At 68.1% G+C, this 17,220-nt stretch carries 14 protein-coding genes; 6 read left to right on the top strand and 8 right to left on the bottom strand.

Annotation, left to right across the window (positions count from 1 at the left end; translation table 11 throughout):
- Window positions 1-19: 19 nt before the first annotated feature.
- Both M0R89_RS12705 and M0R89_RS12710 read right to left on the bottom strand, forming a co-directional pair.
- Window positions 20-766: a hypothetical protein gene (locus tag M0R89_RS12705; RefSeq protein ID WP_248649456.1), complete on the bottom strand. Its 747-nt coding sequence runs from the start codon at window positions 764-766 to the stop codon at window positions 20-22.
- Between the two features lie 35 nt (window positions 767-801).
- Window positions 802-1,560: a GNAT family N-acetyltransferase gene (locus M0R89_RS12710; RefSeq protein ID WP_248649457.1), complete on the bottom strand. Its 759-nt coding sequence runs from the start codon at window positions 1,558-1,560 to the stop codon at window positions 802-804.
- A 188-nt stretch (window positions 1,561-1,748) separates the two neighbouring features.
- Between M0R89_RS12710 and M0R89_RS12715 the strand changes: the two genes are divergently transcribed.
- The 3 genes from M0R89_RS12715 to M0R89_RS12725 all read left to right on the top strand — a co-directional run bounded on the left by M0R89_RS12715 (window position 1,749) and on the right by M0R89_RS12725 (window position 4,778).
- Window positions 1,749-2,738: an NAD-dependent epimerase/dehydratase family protein gene (locus M0R89_RS12715; protein ID WP_248649458.1), complete on the top strand. Its 990-nt coding sequence runs from the start codon at window positions 1,749-1,751 to the stop codon at window positions 2,736-2,738.
- A gap of 176 nt (window positions 2,739-2,914) precedes the next feature.
- The gene (locus M0R89_RS12720; protein ID WP_248649459.1) at window positions 2,915-3,643 is read left to right on the top strand and encodes a hypothetical protein; all 729 of its coding nucleotides are present in this window, start codon (window positions 2,915-2,917) and stop codon (window positions 3,641-3,643) included.
- An 85-nt stretch (window positions 3,644-3,728) separates the two neighbouring features.
- Complete coding sequence (locus M0R89_RS12725) at window positions 3,729-4,778, top strand: NAD(P)-dependent glycerol-1-phosphate dehydrogenase (protein WP_248649460.1); 1,050 nt, start codon at window positions 3,729-3,731, stop codon at window positions 4,776-4,778.
- A 45-nt stretch (window positions 4,779-4,823) separates the two neighbouring features.
- On the opposite strand, the gene M0R89_RS12730 is transcribed toward M0R89_RS12725, so the two are convergent.
- The 5 genes from M0R89_RS12730 to M0R89_RS12750 form a co-directional block, all read right to left on the bottom strand.
- Window positions 4,824-5,288, bottom strand: coding sequence for a DoxX family protein (locus tag M0R89_RS12730; RefSeq protein WP_248649461.1), 465 nt, complete (start codon window positions 5,286-5,288; stop codon window positions 4,824-4,826).
- A 101-nt stretch (window positions 5,289-5,389) separates the two neighbouring features.
- Window positions 5,390-5,926 (bottom strand): NUDIX hydrolase, encoded by a 537-nt coding sequence (locus tag M0R89_RS12735; RefSeq protein ID WP_248649462.1) that lies wholly within the window; start codon window positions 5,924-5,926, stop codon window positions 5,390-5,392.
- Window positions 5,927-5,963: 37 nt separating this feature from the next.
- Complete coding sequence (locus M0R89_RS12740) at window positions 5,964-6,797, bottom strand: ABC transporter permease subunit (protein ID WP_248649463.1); 834 nt, start codon at window positions 6,795-6,797, stop codon at window positions 5,964-5,966.
- Window positions 6,794-7,822 carry an ABC transporter ATP-binding protein gene (locus tag M0R89_RS12745; protein ID WP_248649464.1) on the bottom strand — a complete coding sequence of 343 codons (1,029 nt, stop codon included), beginning with the start codon at window positions 7,820-7,822 and terminating at the stop codon, window positions 6,794-6,796. Before M0R89_RS12745 ends, M0R89_RS12740 begins: the two co-directional genes overlap by 4 nt.
- A gap of 393 nt (window positions 7,823-8,215) precedes the next feature.
- On the bottom strand, window positions 8,216-10,018 hold the full coding sequence (locus M0R89_RS12750; RefSeq protein WP_248649465.1) for a S9 family peptidase: 1,803 nt from the start codon (window positions 10,016-10,018) through the stop codon (window positions 8,216-8,218).
- Window positions 10,019-10,188: 170 nt separating this feature from the next.
- Here M0R89_RS12750 and M0R89_RS12755 point away from each other — a divergent pair, with 170 nt between their 5' ends.
- The 3 genes from M0R89_RS12755 (at window position 10,189) to M0R89_RS12765 (ending at window position 14,466) form a co-directional block, all read left to right on the top strand.
- Window positions 10,189-12,207 carry an integrin alpha gene (locus tag M0R89_RS12755; protein ID WP_248649466.1) on the top strand — a complete coding sequence of 673 codons (2,019 nt, stop codon included), beginning with the start codon at window positions 10,189-10,191 and terminating at the stop codon, window positions 12,205-12,207.
- 396 nt (window positions 12,208-12,603) lie between these two features.
- On the top strand, window positions 12,604-13,167 hold the full coding sequence (locus tag M0R89_RS12760; protein WP_248649467.1) for a DUF7344 domain-containing protein: 564 nt from the start codon (window positions 12,604-12,606) through the stop codon (window positions 13,165-13,167).
- Between the two features lie 165 nt (window positions 13,168-13,332).
- Window positions 13,333-14,466 (top strand): glycosyltransferase family 4 protein, encoded by a 1,134-nt coding sequence (locus M0R89_RS12765; protein WP_248649468.1) that lies wholly within the window; start codon window positions 13,333-13,335, stop codon window positions 14,464-14,466.
- A gap of 166 nt (window positions 14,467-14,632) precedes the next feature.
- Here the strand turns inward: M0R89_RS12765 and folP are convergent, their stop codons facing one another.
- On the bottom strand, window positions 14,633-17,101 hold the full coding sequence (folP, locus tag M0R89_RS12770) for a dihydropteroate synthase (RefSeq protein WP_248649469.1): 2,469 nt from the start codon (window positions 17,099-17,101) through the stop codon (window positions 14,633-14,635).
- Between the last annotated feature and the right edge of the window lie 119 nt (window positions 17,102-17,220).

Genomic DNA, 17,220 nt, shown 5'->3' on the forward strand with positions numbered 1-17,220 from the left:
TGCTCCGAAACGGGAGTGTTTAGACCCAGTCCTTCCCTTGCGAGTCCGGATTCAGGTCGACGTGCGTACTTGGAGTGTAAGCCGTTCCGCTAAACTTGAAGGTGAAGTAGTCGTTCTGGTCCGCGTCTTTGAACTTACCGCCCGTTTCAAAGACAATGCCACTGTACTGCTTACTAACGTCCCACTTGTCTTGCCACGAAGTCGTAAGACTTGCCTTTTTGTTACCGTTAGACACGGTCCAGGACGGTGGAATGCTCAGAGAGACACTCGAAGTGCCCTCAACTCCGATAGTAATCACTTGTTCGATTTTGATCGTGTCTGCAGTGTACGGGTCACTGCCGTACCACGTGGCTTCCGACGTACCGTTGACCGTCATTTTGTTTTCCGACTCGCTGTAGTCTGTCTGCTCCGCGAAGCGAGTCTGACCTTTCATATCGGCTCCGTTGTGAGTCGACGAAGCTTGATCGGTACCTTCCTTCGTATCGTAGACGGCCTGTGTTCCGACCTGTCCCGAGGAGGAACTGCTTCCTTCACAGTTCTGTTCTTCTAGTTGCTCAGCGTACGCTCGTTTATCTTCGACTGTCTTCCCGGTCGCGTACGTACAATCCGAATCTCCAGACTGTGCCATTGCACCGGGCGCGAAGACACTACTGAGGAGAGCAATAGTGACTATCGCCACGGATAGCTTCTTAGCTTTCTTTCTCATTGGGTACAACCCAATATTATAACTATACTGGGTTGTTAAAAACTTTTCTGAACACTTCATCTACGGTGAAAGATAAGGCTAACGGGCAAAGAAGGTCACAGATACGACGCGTCCCACCGAGTCGGCTTCTTCTGGTTGCCGCAGTCGTTACACTCCAACCGCTCCATCGAGTCCATCGCGGTGTCGAAGCTCTGGCAGTTCGAACAGAACCAGCCGTAGAGGTCCTCTCCCTCCTCGTCGGTGTAGGCGGCGTAGAACGGGGCGTCGGACCCGCGCTCGCTCTCCGCCCAGTTGACGTAGAGGGTCTGGCCCTCGAACTCGCGGGTCTCGTACTTGGCCCTGCCCTCGTGGACGTAGACGTTCTCGACGAAGCTCTCGTCGCCGATTTCACGCTCCCGTTCGCTGACCTTCTCGAAGCCGTTGGCCTCGTAGAAGGTGCATCCGGCCTCGTTCTCCGCGAGGACCTCCCCGGCGATGCGCTCGACGCCTCGCTCCGAGAGCGTGGCCAGCGTGTGGTTCAGCAGGGTGGTCCCGACGTTCTTGTCGCGGTTGTCGGGGTCGACGTGCAACCAGAGGATGGTGCCGTCCTCCCCGGCCACGAGGTTCTGCGAGAAGCCGACGACCTCGTCGCCCGCGACCGCGACGAGGTAGAGCATCCCCTCCTCGTCGAGTTCGGCGTCCATCGCGTCGTCGGCGTACCACTTCTCGACCGCGGTCTCGACGACTTCCCCGCCGAGCACGTCGGCGTAGGATTCGTGGAGCGACTCCAGCGCGACGTTCCGAATCCCTTCCACGTCGCTCGATTCGGCTTCGCGGATTTCGATTCCGTCGGAGTCGGCCTCTCTCTGTCCCATGCCCCATGTATTCGACGTTCTCACTGATAAACGTTCTACCCGATTCGACCAAATCAGACGAAAAGCGAACGAATAGCCCGGATTAATTCGTACTTTGATACGCACGTTCGGTAACTGTCTCAGAATCGGTCGAACGTCGTATTTCCGACTCCAGTAGGTCTTTGAGACTGGTCGTCCAAGCGCGGGGCATGGACACCGCACTCGTCGTCGGCGGCACGCGGTTCATCGGCCGCCACCTCGTCTCGGAACTGCGCGACCACGACTACGACGTGACCATCTTCAACCGCGGGAACCACGACAACCCCTTCGCGGAGACCGAGGGCGTCACCCACTACGAGGGCGACCGGAGCAACGAGACCGCGCTCGAACGGGCGAAGCAGGAAGTCGAACCCGACGCCGTCTTCGACTGCGTGGCGTACAAACCCCGAGAGGTCCGGGCCGCCACCGAGATTTTCTCCGACGCGGACGCCTACGTCTACATCTCCAGCGGCGACGCCTACGGCAACGAGGAGATTCCCAAGCGCGAGGGCGAGACCGAACTCCGGCCCTGCACGATGGAGCAGGCGACCGACGACTCGGGCGACACCTACGGCAACCGGAAGGCCGAGGGCGACCGTGCGATTCGGGCCGCCGCCGACCGCGGCGTGAACGCCTACAGCGTCCGGCCCTGCATCGTCTACGGTCCCCACGACTACACCGAGCGACTCGACTACTGGATAGACCGGGTGGCGAACTACGACCGCGTCGTCGTGCCCGGCGATGGCGACAACGTCTGGCACCGCGCCTACGTCGAGGACGTGGCGAGCGCGCTCCGGGTAGTCGCCGAGGAGGGGACGCCCGGCGAGGCCTACAACGTCGGGGACCGCCGCGTCGTGACGATAGACGAGATGTTGGAACTGATTGCGGACGCGATGGACACCGACCTCGAAATCGTCCACGCGGGCGAGCGCGAACTCGCGGCCGCGGACCTCTCGCCCGACGACTACGTCCTCTACCGGGACTACCCGCACGTGCTGGACACCGACAAACTGGCGGCGCTCGGGTGGGACTCGACGCCGCTCTCGGAGGCGATGGCGGCCACCGTCGAGGAACACCTCGACAGCGACCGCGACGGGAGCGAGTACGACCCCGGCCGCGAGGCCGAGGAGCGCGTCCTCGGCGTGCTGGACACGCTCTGAGGGTCGCCCCGAACTCGATTCCGGTCCCGTGACGTCCCGCCAGTGACAGGCTGATTTTACTTCGCTCCACCGCGAGCTCCGAAGCCTCCGCCTACGCCGTTAACCGCGACTTTCGACCGTTCGCAGGACCACGCTACCCGTCTCAGGTGGCTGATAACAAACACCCGCGAGGTGGAATGTCAAGCCATGCCACCGCATCGCTGTCACCGAACGTCTCTCCCACTCCCCCGACGATGATACGCGAGGCGATTCGGACGACCGTCAGGGCCGTCGGCGTCGTCTGCCTGACCGTCGTCGAAGTCACCGCGCTGTCGGTCTGGCTCGGACTCGTCGTCGACGCCGAGGCGGTCTCGGTGTCGGCGCTGGTCGGGGTCGTCGGTCTCACGGCCGGGATGCTCGTGGAGGCGCTGCTCGCCCACGTCACGGTCAACGGGTGGAGTCGAGCGATTCCGGCGCGGGCGCTCGCGGGACTCGCGCTGGCCGAGACCGCGCTCTGGGTCGGATGGTTCGGGACGGCCGAGGTCACGGACGGACTCGTCGGCGTCGTCGGTGCCGGACTCGCCTTTGCGGTCGCGCTCGTGGCCCGCCACACCGTCGCGGACAACGTCGTCAGGGGCCGGAACGCGCTCGCCACGCTGGTCCAGCGCACGACTATCGGACTCGCGGTCCTACAGGCCGCGGGCGCGACGGCGTGGTTCCTCGTCGTGACCGGCGCTGTCGCGGTCCCCGAGTGGTTCGTCTCGGTCCCGGTCGCCGGCTTCTCGGCGAACGCGGTGGTCGGGGCGGTCCTGCTCGCCGCCGCGGTGTTCGTCCGCCACCTGCTGGCGGTCCGCCACGCGCTCCGCCGACCGCCGCGGGCCTCGCAGTCGTCGTGGCGCTCGTCCCGGAGTACACTCCGGAAGTAGTCGGCGGCGGAGGTCAGCGGCCCCGCCAGCCCCGACCCGACCGGAGAGGTAAACTGTTTTGCCCGCCCGCGAGAGAGTAGCAGGTATGTTCGACAAAACGACGTGGATTCGCCTGCCGCGCAACGTGGTAGTCGGCCACGGCGTCCTCGACCAGACGGTCGAGGCCGTCTCCGAACTCCACCTCCACGGGCGTCCGCTGGTCGTGACCAGCCCCACACCCCGGCGGGTGGCGGCCGACAGAGTGGCCGCCGACTTCGAGGACGCGGGCGAGGACCCCGCGGTAGTCGAAATCGAGACGGCCAGCTTCGAGGCGGTCCAAGAGGTCATCGCGGCCGCCGAGGAGATAGACGCCGGCTACCTCGTGGGCGTCGGCGGCGGGAAGGCCATCGACATCGCCAAGATGGCGAGCCACGACATCGGTCGCGGGTTCGTCTCGGTCCCCACGGCGGCGAGCCACGACGGCATCGTCTCGGGCCGGGGGTCGGTCCCCGAGGGCGACACCCGCCACAGCGTCGCGGCCGAACCGCCGCTCGCCGTAATCGCCGACACCGAGATTCTGGCCGACGCGCCGTGGGAACTCACCACGGCTGGCTGTGCCGACATCATCAGCAACTACACCGCCATCAAGGACTGGCGGCTGGCCAACCGACTCCAGAACGTCGAGTACCACCACTACGCCGCGGCGCTCGCCGAGATGACCGCCGAGATGCTGGTCGAGGAGGCCGACTCGATAAAGCAGGGACTGGAGGAGTCGGCGTGGGCTGTCGTCAAGGCGCTGGTCTCCTCTGGCGTGGCGATGTCCATCGCCGACTCCTCGCGGCCCGCCTCGGGCGCGGAACACCTCTTCAGCCACCAGTTAGACCGCATGGTCCCCGACGCCGCGCTTCACGGCCATCAGGTCGGCGTCGGCACCATCGTCGCCGAGTACCTCCACGGCGGCAACTGGCGGGGCGTCCGCGACGCGCTCTCGACCATCGGCGCGCCGACCACCGCCGAGGAGTTGGGCATCGACGAGGAGACGGTCGTCGCCGCGCTGACCTCGGCCCACGAGATTCGGGACCGCTACACGATTCTGGGCAACGGGATGAGCGAAGCGGCCGCCTACGAGGCCGTCGAGACGACCGGCGTCATCTGAAAAAACGGAGTCTCGCCTGCGCCGCCCGCTGTCGCTCTCCGCCGTTCAGTCGTCCTGCGCGACTCGGAGGAACGCCAGCGCGCCGCCCAGAAGCGCGGTGTTCTTCAGGAAGTGGACCATCTGCTGTTCTCTCTCTTGGCCGTCGTCCATCGACCAGAAGTCGTGCATGACCGGCGTGGTGGACACGAGGAACGTGGCGATGGCTCCGGCGGCGAGTCGGGGAAGCTTCCACGCCGCGACGCCCAGACCGCCGAACAGCAGGCTTCCGCTGATGGCGGGGACCGACCGGTCGGCCATCGGCGCGCCCTTGCTCTCGGCGTAGCCTATCATACTCTCCAAGTCACGGAAGTTGTCCACCGCCGTGAACGCCAGCACGCCCCCGAACAGCGCGCGGGCGAGTTTGAACGACGTGGAGTGTGTCTTGGGCGCGTCCTCACCCGTCACGCTCTCCGTGGCTTCCTGTGCGGTTTCTGCGACGCTGTCGGTCGATTCACTGCCGAGTGACCACATGGGCGAACGTAGTGGAGTCCGCGACTTACGTCTGTTCGCCGCGCCCGGACTCGCCGGTATCGCCTCGGTCGGTATCACCCCGGTCGGCGGCGGCCGACCTGTCACTCCGCGGCCGGAACGGGAAACCCGGCCAGTTCCGGATACAGCAGGTCGTCGGGGCGCTCGCGCCACCAGCGAACCTCCGCAATCTCGCCCTCCCGCGGTCGAGTCTCCCCCGAGACTCGCTCGCCGTCGAAGATGACGATGAGTCGATGAATCGGCGGCTCACCCCCGTCTTCGTCCCGAATCTCGACCCGGTGGACCTGCCGGACTCCGGTCAGTTCGACCTCGACGCCGGTCTCCTCGCGCGTCTCGCGGCGGGCCGTCTCGGCCAGGTTCTCGCCGGGTTCCTGCTTGCCGCCGGGGTCGCTCCACGCCGTCTCGTCCTCGTGGCGGACCAGCAGGACCCGGCCCTCGTCGTCGGTGGTCCAGACGCCAGCGCCGCCGACGGTTCCGGCCTCGAATCGGTCGCGGACGGTCTCGTAGGCCTCCGGGGAGTGGTGCCACGTCTTCTCGACTGCCCCGAACTCGGCGTACTCGCGTTCGAGGCGGTCGAGGGTCGCGCGGACCCGGCGGCGCGACCGCTGTTCGATGGTCATGCCACGCAGTCGAACCGGAGCGAAGAAGACGGTTTCGCTACCCGAGGTCGGTCCGCTCGAAGCGCAGGTAGCCCACGAGCAGGGGCAGCAGAATCCACGCGCCCAGAATCGCGAGCGAGAACTCGGGCGTCAGGTAGAACGGCGTCGAGGGGTCGGCGGGCGGGATGTCCCGGTAGCCCTCGGGGAACGCGAGTCGGAGCGACTGGAGGTACGCCGCCGCGGGACTCAGCGACTGGACGAACGCCTCGGTGTTCTGCGAGAGCGAGACCCCGAGCGTGTCCTCGAAGACGAACCGGAGCGCGCCGACGACAGAGAACGCCGACCCCTGAATCCAGAGGACGTTGAACACGAAGAAGTAGCCGACCGACCCGGCCATCGCCCGCGACCGGGAGGCGGTCAGCGCCGAGATGCCGATGGCGACGGCGACGTAGGCCAGCGCGAAGTAGAGCACCAGCGCGACGACCCGCGCGAAGGTGCCGAGTTCGACCGCGGGGTAGAGCGCCGCGGTCAGCGCCGCGCCGACCGCGAACGCCGCGACGATGGCGCCACAGACCAGTCCGGCCCGCGAGAGGAACTTCCCGAACACCACGTCCCGGCGGCGGTTCGGAATCGAGAGCAGGAACTTGATGCTCCCCGACTCGCGTTCGCCCGCGACCGCGAGGTAGGCGGCCACGAGCGCCACCAGCGGGATGAACAGGATGGCCAGCCCCGACATGTTCCAGAGCTGTCGCAGGACCGATGGACTCTGGCCGGTACTGCCGGTGTAGAAGAACAGCGCGGCGAACAGCGTGTAGATGCCGCCGACGAACCAGAGGAGTTTCGCGCGCCGAACGTCCTTGAAGTCCTTGGCGGCGACGGCGCGGAGGCTCATGCCGTCACCCCCGCGGACTCCTCGGCGGGTTCGTCGTCGGACCCGTCGCTTCCGCTCGCTTCTGTGGTCCTGCCCGCTTCGGCGCTCCCGGTCGGACCGGTCCCGTCGCCGGGGTCGGCGGCGGTGTACCGGTTGAACAGTTCTTCGAGCGACGCCTCCTCGGAGCGGATGTCGCGGACCGTCGCCACCTCGTCGATGCGTTTCAGCACGTCCATCTTCGCGCCGGGGTCCGAGCAGACCGCGGTCACGGCGTTGCCGTCCGAACTCGCGCGCTCGACGCCAGCGAGTGTCCCGAGTTCCGTCGGGTCGAAGCCGTCGGGGATGCGGTCCACGGTAGCGGTTATCTGACTGCTCCCGCCGGTCGATTCCCGGAGGCCCTCGATGGTGTCCTCGGCGACGAGGCGACCGCCGCTCATGATTCCCACGCGGTCGCAGACCGCCTCGACCTGCGGCAGGATGTGGCTGGAGAAGAAGACGGTCGTGCCGCGCTCGGCCTCCTCGCGGAGCAGGTCGCGCATCTCCTGAATCCCGTTGGGGTCGAGGCCGGACGACGGTTCGTCCAGAATCAGCAGGTCGGGGTCGCCGACCAGCGCCATCCCGAGCGCGAGGCGCTGGCTCATCCCCTTCGAGTACCCGCCGGCGCGCCGCTGGCGGTCCTCGCGCCCGAGGCCCACGCGGTCGAGAATCTCGTCGGGGTCGTCGTCGGCGCGCTTGGTGTCGGCGACCCACTCGACGTGTTCGCGGCCGGTGAGTCGGTCGTAGAGCGTCGCGCCCTCGGGCAGGACGCCGACGCGCTCGCGGATGGCCTGCGTCTCGCGCTGGGCGTCGTGGCCCAGCACCTCCGCGGACCCCTCGGTCGGCCGGATGAAGTCGAGCAGGACGTTGATGGTCGTGGACTTGCCCGCGCCGTTCGGCCCGAGAAAGCCGAATATCTCGCCGGACTCGACGGTGAGGTTGAGCGAATCGACGGCGACCACGTCCTCACCGAACCGCTTGGTCAGACCGCGCGTTTCGATTGCTGGCATGGGTCTCCCGTGGGAGTCGCGCCGTCGCAGTCGTCTCGAACGCGTCCTGTTCTCGGAGGTCGCGTACCGACGCGCGGAACGCCGGTTCGCTGGTGTCTCGTCGGTTTCACGGGTAGACCGAGGACGAGTAGGACTATAAAAACCCTCGCACGATTTCCGAGTCGGAAACTGTGCCCACAGGTAGCAGTGGTGGAAGTCTCGCTCCGAGAGTGGTCCGACAGTGGTCCGGCGCTGGTCCGGTAGAGGCGCGACGCGGCGGTTAAGGTGTGCCTGTTGCGCCTCGTCGGCCGGCCGAATCGCTCGACCGCGGCGAGTCACCCGTGACGAGGGCGGGTCCGACGTTCGCGCCCGCACTCCGGCGGTAAGTGAACCATAACCGGGCGTCGCGGCGATTCAGACGTGTTCGTCGAGGAAGTCCGCGACCGTGGTGTACGCCTCGATTCGGTTCTCCAGTTTCGAGAAGCCGTGGCCCTCGTCCTCGAAGACCAACTTCTCGACCGGAACGCCCTGATCGGCCGCGGTCTCGGCTATCTGCTCGGCCTCGCCGACCGGGACGCGGGGGTCGTTCGCGCCGTGGAGGACCAGCAGGGGCGCTTGGATGTTCTCGATGTTGTTCGTGGGGCTGATGGATTCGAGGAACTCGCGGTCGTCGGCGAGCGACCCGTACTCGGCCTCGCGGTGTTCGCGCCGCCAGTCGCCCGTGTTTTCGAGGAACGTGACGAAGTTCGCGATGCCGACCACGTCCACGCCCGCGGCCCAGAGGTCGGGGTACTCGGTCAGCGCCGCCAGCACCATGAACCCGCCGTACGACCCGCCGAAGGCGACGACTCGCTCGGGGTCGATTTCGGGTTGGTCGCGGAGCCACTCGACCGCCTCGGCGATATCGCGCACCGAGTCCATGCGCTTCTCCACGTCGTCGAGGTGGGTGTACGCCTTGCCGTACCCCGTCGAACCGCGGACGTTCGGTTCGAGGTAGGCGTACCCCCGGTTCAGGAAGTACTGCTTGACCGAGTGGAACGTGGGCCGGCGCTGGCTCTCGGGGCCGCCGTGGATGTCCACGATGACCGGCGTCTCGCCCTCGGCCGCGCCCTCGGGCACCGAGAAGAAGGCCGGAATCTCGCGGCCGTCGAACGTCTCGTACCGGACCAGTCGCGGTTCCACGAACGAGTCCTTCGGGAGTCCGGCCGTGGCGGCGTCGGTCCACCGCTCGGACTCGCCCGATTCGACGTCCACGACGTAGACGTTGGTGTTCTCGGTGCTTCCCGTGACGGTCAGCGCGAACCGCTCGGCCCCGTCGTCGAAGACGCCGCCGCCGGTGACTGCCTTCGGAACGTCGGGCGCGGGCAACTCCTCGAACTCGGTCTCGCCCGTGAGTTCCCCGACCGTGAGTTCGGTGTAGCCGTCTACGTTCGTTCCGAAGACGAACCGGCCGGTGTCCTCGTCCACGGTGAGACTCTCGACGTTCCACTGCCCGCCGGTCGCGACCGTCTCCAGTTCCCGAGTTTCGAGGTCGAGTCGGGCGACGTAGGTGGTGTCCTCCCCCTCGTCGGTAATCAGGTAGAGCGCGTCGCCGTCGGGACCCCAGTTGACCGACTGGTAGCGCACGTCTCCCTCGTGGGGCGTCACGTGGTCGAGGTCGCCGGTTTCGAGGTCGAGGACCGACACGTCGTAGTCGAAACTGGAGTGCATCTCTGTCACGACGAGGCGGTCGTCGCTCGGACTCCACCCCGACACCGAGAGCCAACCGTCGCCCTCGTGGACCATCTCGGCGTCGTCGCCTCGCTCGTCGCGGCCCTGCACGTACACGTCGAACACCGACTCGTCGCGCCGGTTCGACGCGAACGCGAACGCCGACCCGTCAGAGTTCCACCCGCCCCAGTAGTGGATGGCCTCGGGCTTGTCGGTCAGCGGCGTGACGGTCTCGCCGTCGCCGTCGAGTCGGAACAGTTGGGTGCGCTCGTCGCCGCCTTGGTCCATCCCGAAGGCGAGTTCGTCGCGCTCGGGCGACCAGTCGGCGAAACTCACCGCCTCCTCCTCGAAGGTGAGTTGCTGGGGCCACTCGCGGGGTTCGTCGAGTCGCCAGACCTGCGAGACGCCAGTCGTGTCCATCAGAAACGAGAGTTCGCCGTCGGGACCGAACGACGGAGCCTTCGCGCTCCGGACGTTGAGGTAGCGCTCGAAGTCGTACGTTGTCATGGCTCGTGATTGCAAGCCGACGGGCAAATCGCTTTGGTCTCCGGAAGTCGGCGGGTGCGCCGACCGCGAGATACGCCTCCCGAGTCCGGAGACGCTCGTCGAAACAGCCGGTTACGCCAGTTCATCGGCCGAATAACAAAACTCGGACCGTGCAAACCCCGACGAGAGAAATGACGGACGCTCCCCGAACCCTCCCGTTGACCGCGCTAGTTCTCGCCGCACTGGTCCTCGCCGCGGCCGCCCTTGTTCCCGGCACCACCGCCCTCGGCTTCGGTAGCGCCGGAACGCCGTCGGCACAGGACGCCCCCACCGGAACCGTCCTGCTCAACGAGGCCGACGCCGCGCTCGCGGGTGCCAACGCCAGCGACCGCGCCGGGTCGGCGGTCGCGGCGGTCGGCGACGTGAACGGCGACGGCGTCGGCGACCTGCTGGTCGGCGCACCCCGGGCCGACGCCGGCGGAAACGACTCCGGCGCGGCCTACCTGTTCTACGGGCCGATCGACCGCGGAGAGGTGAGTCTCGCCGCGGCCGACGCCGTCTTCGTCGGCGGGTCCGCCGGGGACCGCGCTGGCTTCGCCGCGGCGGGCGGCGACGTGAACGGCGACGGGGCCGCCGACCTGCTACTCGGCGCGCCGGGGTACGACTCCGAGAGCGACGCCGACGGAACTGACGATTCGGCGAACGACACCGTCGCGGACGGCGCGGGCGCAGTCCACGTCGTCTACGGCGGCGAGTCGCTGTCCGGAACCGTCTCGCTGGCCGACGCCGACGCGACTCTCGTCGGCGCGGGCCAGAACGACCGGGCCGGACGGTCGGTCGCCGCCGTGGCGAACGCTACCGGTGAGAGCGCCGCGGTGGTCGTCGGCGCGCCGGGCAACGACTCCGCCGGGGAAGACGCGGGCGCGGCCTACCTCCTCGACGGCAACCTCTCGGGCACGGTTCCGCTGGCCGACGCGGGGACGACGTTCCTCGGCGCGGACGCCGACGACCGCGTCGGATTCGCGGTCTCGTCGGCGGGCGACGCGAACGGCGACGGTGCGCCGGACGTGCTGGTCGGCGCGCCCGGATTCGACGCCGACGGAGGCGACGGCGAGAACGAGAGCGACGACGCCGAGACCGAGAAGACCGGCGCGAACGACGCCGGCGCGGCCTACCTCGTGACCGACGCCGTCGACGCCGGGCGGGTCGGCGCGGACGAGGCGAGCGCGCAGTTCACCGGCGTCGGCGAGGACGACCGGGCGGGGTCGGCGGTCGCGCCCGCCGGCGACCTGACCGGCGACGGCGCGGCCGACCTCCTCGTGGGCGCGCCGGGCAACGACTCCGGCGGGAACGCCTCCGGCGCGGTTTACGTCGTCTCGCCCGGCGACGCGGCGGACCGGACGACCCGCGGCCTCGAATCGGCCGCCGCGACGCTCGCGGGCGCGAGTTCGGGCGACCGGGCGGGCGCGGCCCTCGCGGCGGTCGTGTGCGGTGGCGAGACCGATTTGCTGGTCGGCGCACCCGGCGCTGACGCGGGCGACGCGGCCGACGGCGGGAACGCCTCCGGCGCGGCGTATCTCGTCTCGGGCGAGGGCCTCGACGGACGAACGGACCTCGCGGACGCCGCGGCGACGTTCCTCGGAGCGGAGTCGGGCGACCGGGCCGGGGAAGCGGTGGCGGCCGGCGACGCGGACGGCGACGGCGGCGACCTGCTGGTCGGCGCGCCGGGGGCCGACCCCGCTGGGAACGACTCGGGTGCCGCGTACCTCGTCGAGCGCGATTGTGCAGTCGCAGCGGCGAACGTCACGACGGCGACGACCGCCCGGAGTGCGACGACGGAAACCACGACCGCGAACGCGACGACCGAGACGGAGACGACGACCGAAGCCCCCTCGAACGAGACCACCGAGACGACCACCGCTACCGAAACGACCACCACGGGAACGGCGACAACTACCGAGACCACCGCCGAAACGACGACCACTGAGACGACGACTACGACGGAAACAACGACCACGACTACTGAGACCACTACCGAAACGACCACTGAGACTACGACCACGACGGAAACCACCACGACCAACGAGTCGGACGGCGGAAACATCGACCCCGGCGACAGCGTGGACCGCGACGGCGACAGGCGCGGCAGGCCCGACAAGGGCGGCGGGCGCGAGACGACGACCGAGAGCGGGGGCGAGTCAGACGGCTGACGGACTCCGGCGGCGGCTCGAACCGTTCGCCGAATCGGTCCTCGCGATAGGGTCAAATCCCCGCGTAGACGGTGACTACCGGCGGCGCGACTCCGAAACCAACAATGGAACCCCGGTAACGGTCGGTTCCGAGCGCGACGCGGCACCCTGCTCGCCGGTGTGCCGGCCGCCCCGTCGGGGCCGGTCGGTCCGGTGGTCGCCGACGCGGCCGGTCGGCCGACTCCGGCGAAGCAGTTCCGGGCCTCGGTTTCGTCGGAGGACCCGGCCGCTAGAACGCGGGGTTTCTTCCGGCGGTTCGCGCGCAACTTTTGGTTGAACCGTTGAACGATTTGGGTCGAGGGGTAAACAGTCAAATCTGTTTATCCGGGTTTCTGCCGTCCGTTTTCTACGGTACACATGGCTACCGAAACCACACACCCCTCTCGGGAGGAAGTGTTCGACGCCGTGAAGAATCTCCGGCGTCGATACGTCCTCTACTATCTCCAGCGATACGGCGGCCCGGTCGACCTCGGCGAACTCGCCGAACAGGTCGCGGCGTGGGAGAACGACACGACCGTCTCGGGGGTCTCGTCGGGCCAGCGCAAATCGGTGTACAGCGCGCTCCACCAGACGCATCTCCCGAAGTTGGAGGCCGCGGGCGTCCTGCGGTACGACCCCGACCGGAGTCTGGTCGAAGCGACCGAACGGGCCGAGCGACTGGAGATGCAACTGGCCAGCGACCCACAGACCTCGGTCCGCTGGCACCGCCTCTACCTCGGTCTCGCCGCGGTGAGCCTCGTTCTGCTGACCTCGGTCTGGGTCGACCTCTACCCCTTCACGCTGCTCTCGGGCGTCCAGTACGCGCTCGTCGTCATCTCGGTGTTCGGCGTGACCGCGCTGTTTCACACCCACGACCTGCGACGGTGGCGACGCCGGGCCGACAACGCCGCGCCCGACTTCATCCTCGAACTGAACGACTGACTCGGCCTCGTGTGGTTTTGGTTCTCTCTTTCGTTTCTCGGTTTCATCTTCCGCCGGAGAATCGCGTCACGTGCCTCGGAGGGAGATAGCCCGCGCGCGCCGCCACCGAACTCCCGGCGGACGCAAAGAGTTGGGTTTTTAGTGGGCCGCTTCGTGGCGGAACGTATGCGCGTCGCGTTCGTCTCGGAGACGGTCGCCCAACACCGACAGACGGGGGCAACGCGACGACTCCAGCGCACCGCCGAAGCGCTCGCCGGCCGGGGCCACGACGTGGTCGTCTGCTGTGCGCAGTGGTGGGACGGCGACCACGAGACGTTCGAACAGGACGGCGTGACCTACCGGGCCGTGACCGACGCGCCCGGCGAGGGCAGATTCGCCGTCTCGCTTCCGGCCGCGCTCCGGGACGCGAACCCGGACGTGATTCAGGCCACCGCCGCGGACCCGATGCACGTCCTCGCGGCGAAAGCCGCCAGTCTTTTCCTGCGCGCGCCGCTGGTCGTGGACTGGTACGAGTCGCCGCAGGCGGGCGACGCCGACGACCCGCGCTGGCGACTCGCCGCGACGGTGCCCGAACTCGTTCTCGCGCCCTCGGAAACCGTCCGGACTCGCGTCAGGGAACTCGGCGCGGACGGCGAGGCGGTCCGGGTCGTTCCCAACGGCATCGATATGGACGCCGTCCGCGCGGCCGAACCCCGCGAGGTCGCCGATATCGTCTACTCGCGGCGGCTCGACGCCGACGCCAACCTCGAAAGTCTGTTGCTCGCCTTGGCGGAACTCCGGGACCACAACTGGTCGGCGGTCGTCATCGGCGACGGGCCCGAACGCGACGTCTACGAGCGACAGGTCCGGGACCTCCGCATCGAGGACCGCGTCTCGTTCGCCGGGGAACAACCCCTCGAAAATCGGCTGGCGGCGTTCAAGGGCGCGCACGTCTACGCCCAGACCGCCCGCCGGGAGGCGTTCCCGACCGACCTGCTCCGGGCGCTGGCCTGCGGGTGCGCCGGGGTCGTGGAGTACCACGTCGAGTCGAGCGCCCACGAACTGGTCGAGCAGGAGGACCGGGCGTTCCGGACCACCAGCGAGCAGGAACTCACCGACGCGCTCGTCGCCGCCAGCGAGATGGAGCCGATGGAACTCAACGAGAACTTCGCGGAGTACGACGAGGCGAAGGTGCTGGACAAGTACCTCGCGGCCTACGACGAGGCGAACGAGCGGCTGAGTTGGGTCGAACCCGCCGCGGTCGCCGGCGCGGCGGTGCTGGTCGTGTCGCTTCTGGTGTTGCTGGTCGTGCTGCTCTGACTGGCGGTCCTATTCTCACCGATTCCGCCCCGTACTCGCGCGAGCAACCGGAGTCCTGCGAGCCACGACGCGACGGTCAGCGCCGAATCGACCGGTCGCTGGCGGTCGAAGGGACTGATGGAGGGCAGAACACGACCGGAACGGTCACAGCCAAGGGTGAGAAAAGTTACTCCTCGAACTTCTCGGGAGCGTCCGCCGCTTCCACCGCGTTCACCGCCGCGACGTTCTCGGCCACGTCGTGGACGCGCACGATGTCAGCGCCTCGTTCGGCCGCAATCGCGGTTCCGGCGACCGTCGCCGCGGTCCTATCGTCTTCTTCCCCGATCATGCCGAACATCGACTTGTGGGAGTGGCCGACGAGGACCGGGCATTCGAGCGCGTGGAACTCGTCGGTCCGCCCCAGCAGTTCGAAGTTCTCCCGCATCGACTTGCCGAAGCCGAGACCGGGGTCCACGATTATCTGCTCGCGGTCGAGTCCCGCCTTCTCGGCGAGCAGGACCTTCTCCTCCAATTCCTCTATCACGTCCTCCACCACGTCGTCGTAGCGAACGTCGCGGTCGGGGACGACCGGAGCGTCGATGCTGTGCATGACGACGATGGGCACGTCGTGGTCCGCCGCGACGAAGCGCATTTCGGGGTCTTCGAGGCCCGACACGTCGTTGAGGATGTCGGCTCCGGCGTCGAGCGCGGCCTCGGCGACCGCGGCCTTCCGGGTGTCGATGGAAACGAGGGCGTCCGAGTCGGCGATTCGCTCGATTACGGGGACCACGCGGTCGATTTCGTCCTCGACCGGAATCTCGTCGGCGCCGGGTCGAGTCGATTCGCCGCCCACGTCGATGACGTCCGCGCCCGCCTCGACCATCTCCTCGGCGCGAGCGACGGCGTCCTCGACCGCCTCGTAGCGCCCGCCGTCGTGGAACGAGTCGGGCGTGACGTTCAGGATGCCCATCACGGCGGTACCCTCTTCCCACGGGTAGCCCCGGCGGTCGCTCTCGGTCCGGATGCCCAGCGCCTCCCGGAGTTCGTCGGCGAACACCGACAGGCCGTAGGGCTGACCGTCGAGTTTGCCGGCGAGGCGCTTGAACTGCGCGAGAGTGCCCATCAGCACCACGTCGACGTTCTCCTCGTCCTGCTCGTTGGTTCCCGAGACGGCGCACTCGCCGCCGAGGCTCAGCATCTCCTCCTTGAGGTAGCGGGCCTGTCGGACCTGCACGCGGGTCTTGAGGACGCGGTGGACCGCCTTGCCGCGCATGCGCCAGACGCCGGGGTCGGTCACGTCCGCGCCTTCGAGCGCTTCCCGGGCGTCGTCCAGATTCCGAATGCGCTTGGGAATCTCGGCGCGGGTCCAGCGCGTCCGGGCCTCCGCGACCGCGAACAGCGACCCCGCGACCAGCACGAAGTCGTCCTCGTCGGCGGCGTCGAGCGCGTTCTCGACCGCGCCCTCGACCGAGTTGCGGGTCAGCACTTCGCCCGCGCCCGACTCCTCGAAGGCGCGAGCGACGACCGCCTCGTCCTCCGCGCGGTCGAGATTCGGTTGGCAGGCGACCACGCGGTCGGGGGTCGGCAGGGCCTCGGCCATCCCCCGGAGGTCCTTGTCGTGTATCGCGCCGAACACGAGGTGGAGGTCGTCGTACTCGCCGTCGAACTCGCTCACCGTCTCGGCCAGCGCCTCGCACGCGCCGGGGTTGTGCGCCCCGTCGAGGGCGACCACGGGGTCCCGGCCCATCACCTCGAACCGGCCGGGCCAGTCGGCCTTCCGGAGGCCCCGGGCGAGTGTCTCGCCGTCCAGCGCCGACTCCGGCAGGTCGCGGCGGGCCGCGACCTGTCGGGCCAGCACGGCGGCCACGCCGGCGTTTCGGGCCTGATACTCGCCGAGCAGGGGAATCCGGGTCTCGACCGCCCAGTCCGACCCGGAAATCGAAACCTCGGCTTCGGTGTGGTTGGTCCGGCCGCGGTACGCGACTCGCACGTCGGCGTCGTCGTCCTCGCCCACGCGAACCACGTCCCCGGCGTGGGCGCGGACGTTGTCCAACGCCTCGCCGGTCGTCGCGGTCACGAGCGGCGCGTTCTCGGGCGCGACGTGGGCCTTATCGTGGGCGATTTCCCCGATGGTCTCGCCGATGATACCGGTGTGCTCCAAGGTGACACTCGTGACCGCGCTGGCGACGGGGTCCACGACGCTGGTCGCGTCGTACTTCCCGCCGATTCCGACTTCCAGAACCGCCACGTCGACCTCCTCGCGCCCGAAGTGCCAGAGCGCGAGTCCGGTCATGACCTCGAAGAAGGTGGGCGCTTCGCCGTCGGCCGCCCGGTCCTCGACGTACTCGCGCACCGACTCGACGTACTCGGTCAGCGCGGCCTTCGGAATCTTGCGGCCGTTCACTCGGACGCGCTCGCGCACGTCGTCGAAGTGCGGGGAGGTGTAGAGTCCGACGTCGAGGTCCGCCTCGCGGAGGGCGCGCTCGGCCATTCTGGCCGTCGAACCCTTCCCGTTCGACCCGGCCACCTGCACGAAATCGACCCCGTCGTGGGGGTCGCCGAGGTGGGCGAGCAACTCCGCGGTCGACTCCGTCCCCGGTTTTGGCCGGAACCGACGCAGGTCGAACAGGAAGTTCGCCGCCTCGTGATAGTCCATATCTGCGAAGATTAGCGCGGCGCGCTTAGGAGTATCGGAGTCGGAAACGGCCCGGCCTCGCCCGCCACCGGGCCAGACGGTAGAAACGTATCGGTCCGCGTTCGAGGCCGCGGCGAGAA

Source organism: Halorussus limi (genome assembly GCF_023238205.1).
Taxonomy (GTDB): Archaea; Halobacteriota; Halobacteria; order Halobacteriales; family Haladaptataceae; genus Halorussus; species Halorussus limi.

Excerpts from the sequence above, each read along its gene's own strand:
- M0R89_RS12705 (WP_248649456.1), bottom strand. The coding sequence starts at position 766 with ATGAAGTGTTCAGAAAAGTTTTTAACAACCCAGTATAGTTATAATATT.
- M0R89_RS12750 (WP_248649465.1), bottom strand. The coding sequence starts at position 10,018 with ATGACAACGTACGACTTCGAGCGCTACCTCAACGTCCGGAGCGCGAAG.
- folP (WP_248649469.1), bottom strand. The coding sequence starts at position 17,101 with ATGGACTATCACGAGGCGGCGAACTTCCTGTTCGACCTGCGTCGGTTC.
- M0R89_RS12755 (WP_248649466.1), top strand. The coding sequence starts at position 10,189 with ATGACGGACGCTCCCCGAACCCTCCCGTTGACCGCGCTAGTTCTCGCC.
- M0R89_RS12735 (WP_248649462.1), bottom strand. The coding sequence starts at position 5,926 with ATGACCATCGAACAGCGGTCGCGCCGCCGGGTCCGCGCGACCCTCGAC.
- M0R89_RS12715 (WP_248649458.1), top strand. The coding sequence starts at position 1,749 with ATGGACACCGCACTCGTCGTCGGCGGCACGCGGTTCATCGGCCGCCAC.
- M0R89_RS12765 (WP_248649468.1), top strand. The coding sequence starts at position 13,333 with ATGCGCGTCGCGTTCGTCTCGGAGACGGTCGCCCAACACCGACAGACG.
- M0R89_RS12740 (WP_248649463.1), bottom strand. The coding sequence starts at position 6,797 with ATGAGCCTCCGCGCCGTCGCCGCCAAGGACTTCAAGGACGTTCGGCGC.
- M0R89_RS12730 (WP_248649461.1), bottom strand. The coding sequence starts at position 5,288 with ATGTGGTCACTCGGCAGTGAATCGACCGACAGCGTCGCAGAAACCGCA.
- M0R89_RS12720 (WP_248649459.1), top strand. The coding sequence starts at position 2,915 with ATGTCAAGCCATGCCACCGCATCGCTGTCACCGAACGTCTCTCCCACT.
- M0R89_RS12760 (WP_248649467.1), top strand. The coding sequence starts at position 12,604 with ATGGCTACCGAAACCACACACCCCTCTCGGGAGGAAGTGTTCGACGCC.
- M0R89_RS12745 (WP_248649464.1), bottom strand. The coding sequence starts at position 7,822 with ATGCCAGCAATCGAAACGCGCGGTCTGACCAAGCGGTTCGGTGAGGAC.
- M0R89_RS12710 (WP_248649457.1), bottom strand. The coding sequence starts at position 1,560 with ATGGGACAGAGAGAGGCCGACTCCGACGGAATCGAAATCCGCGAAGCC.
- M0R89_RS12725 (WP_248649460.1), top strand. The coding sequence starts at position 3,729 with ATGTTCGACAAAACGACGTGGATTCGCCTGCCGCGCAACGTGGTAGTC.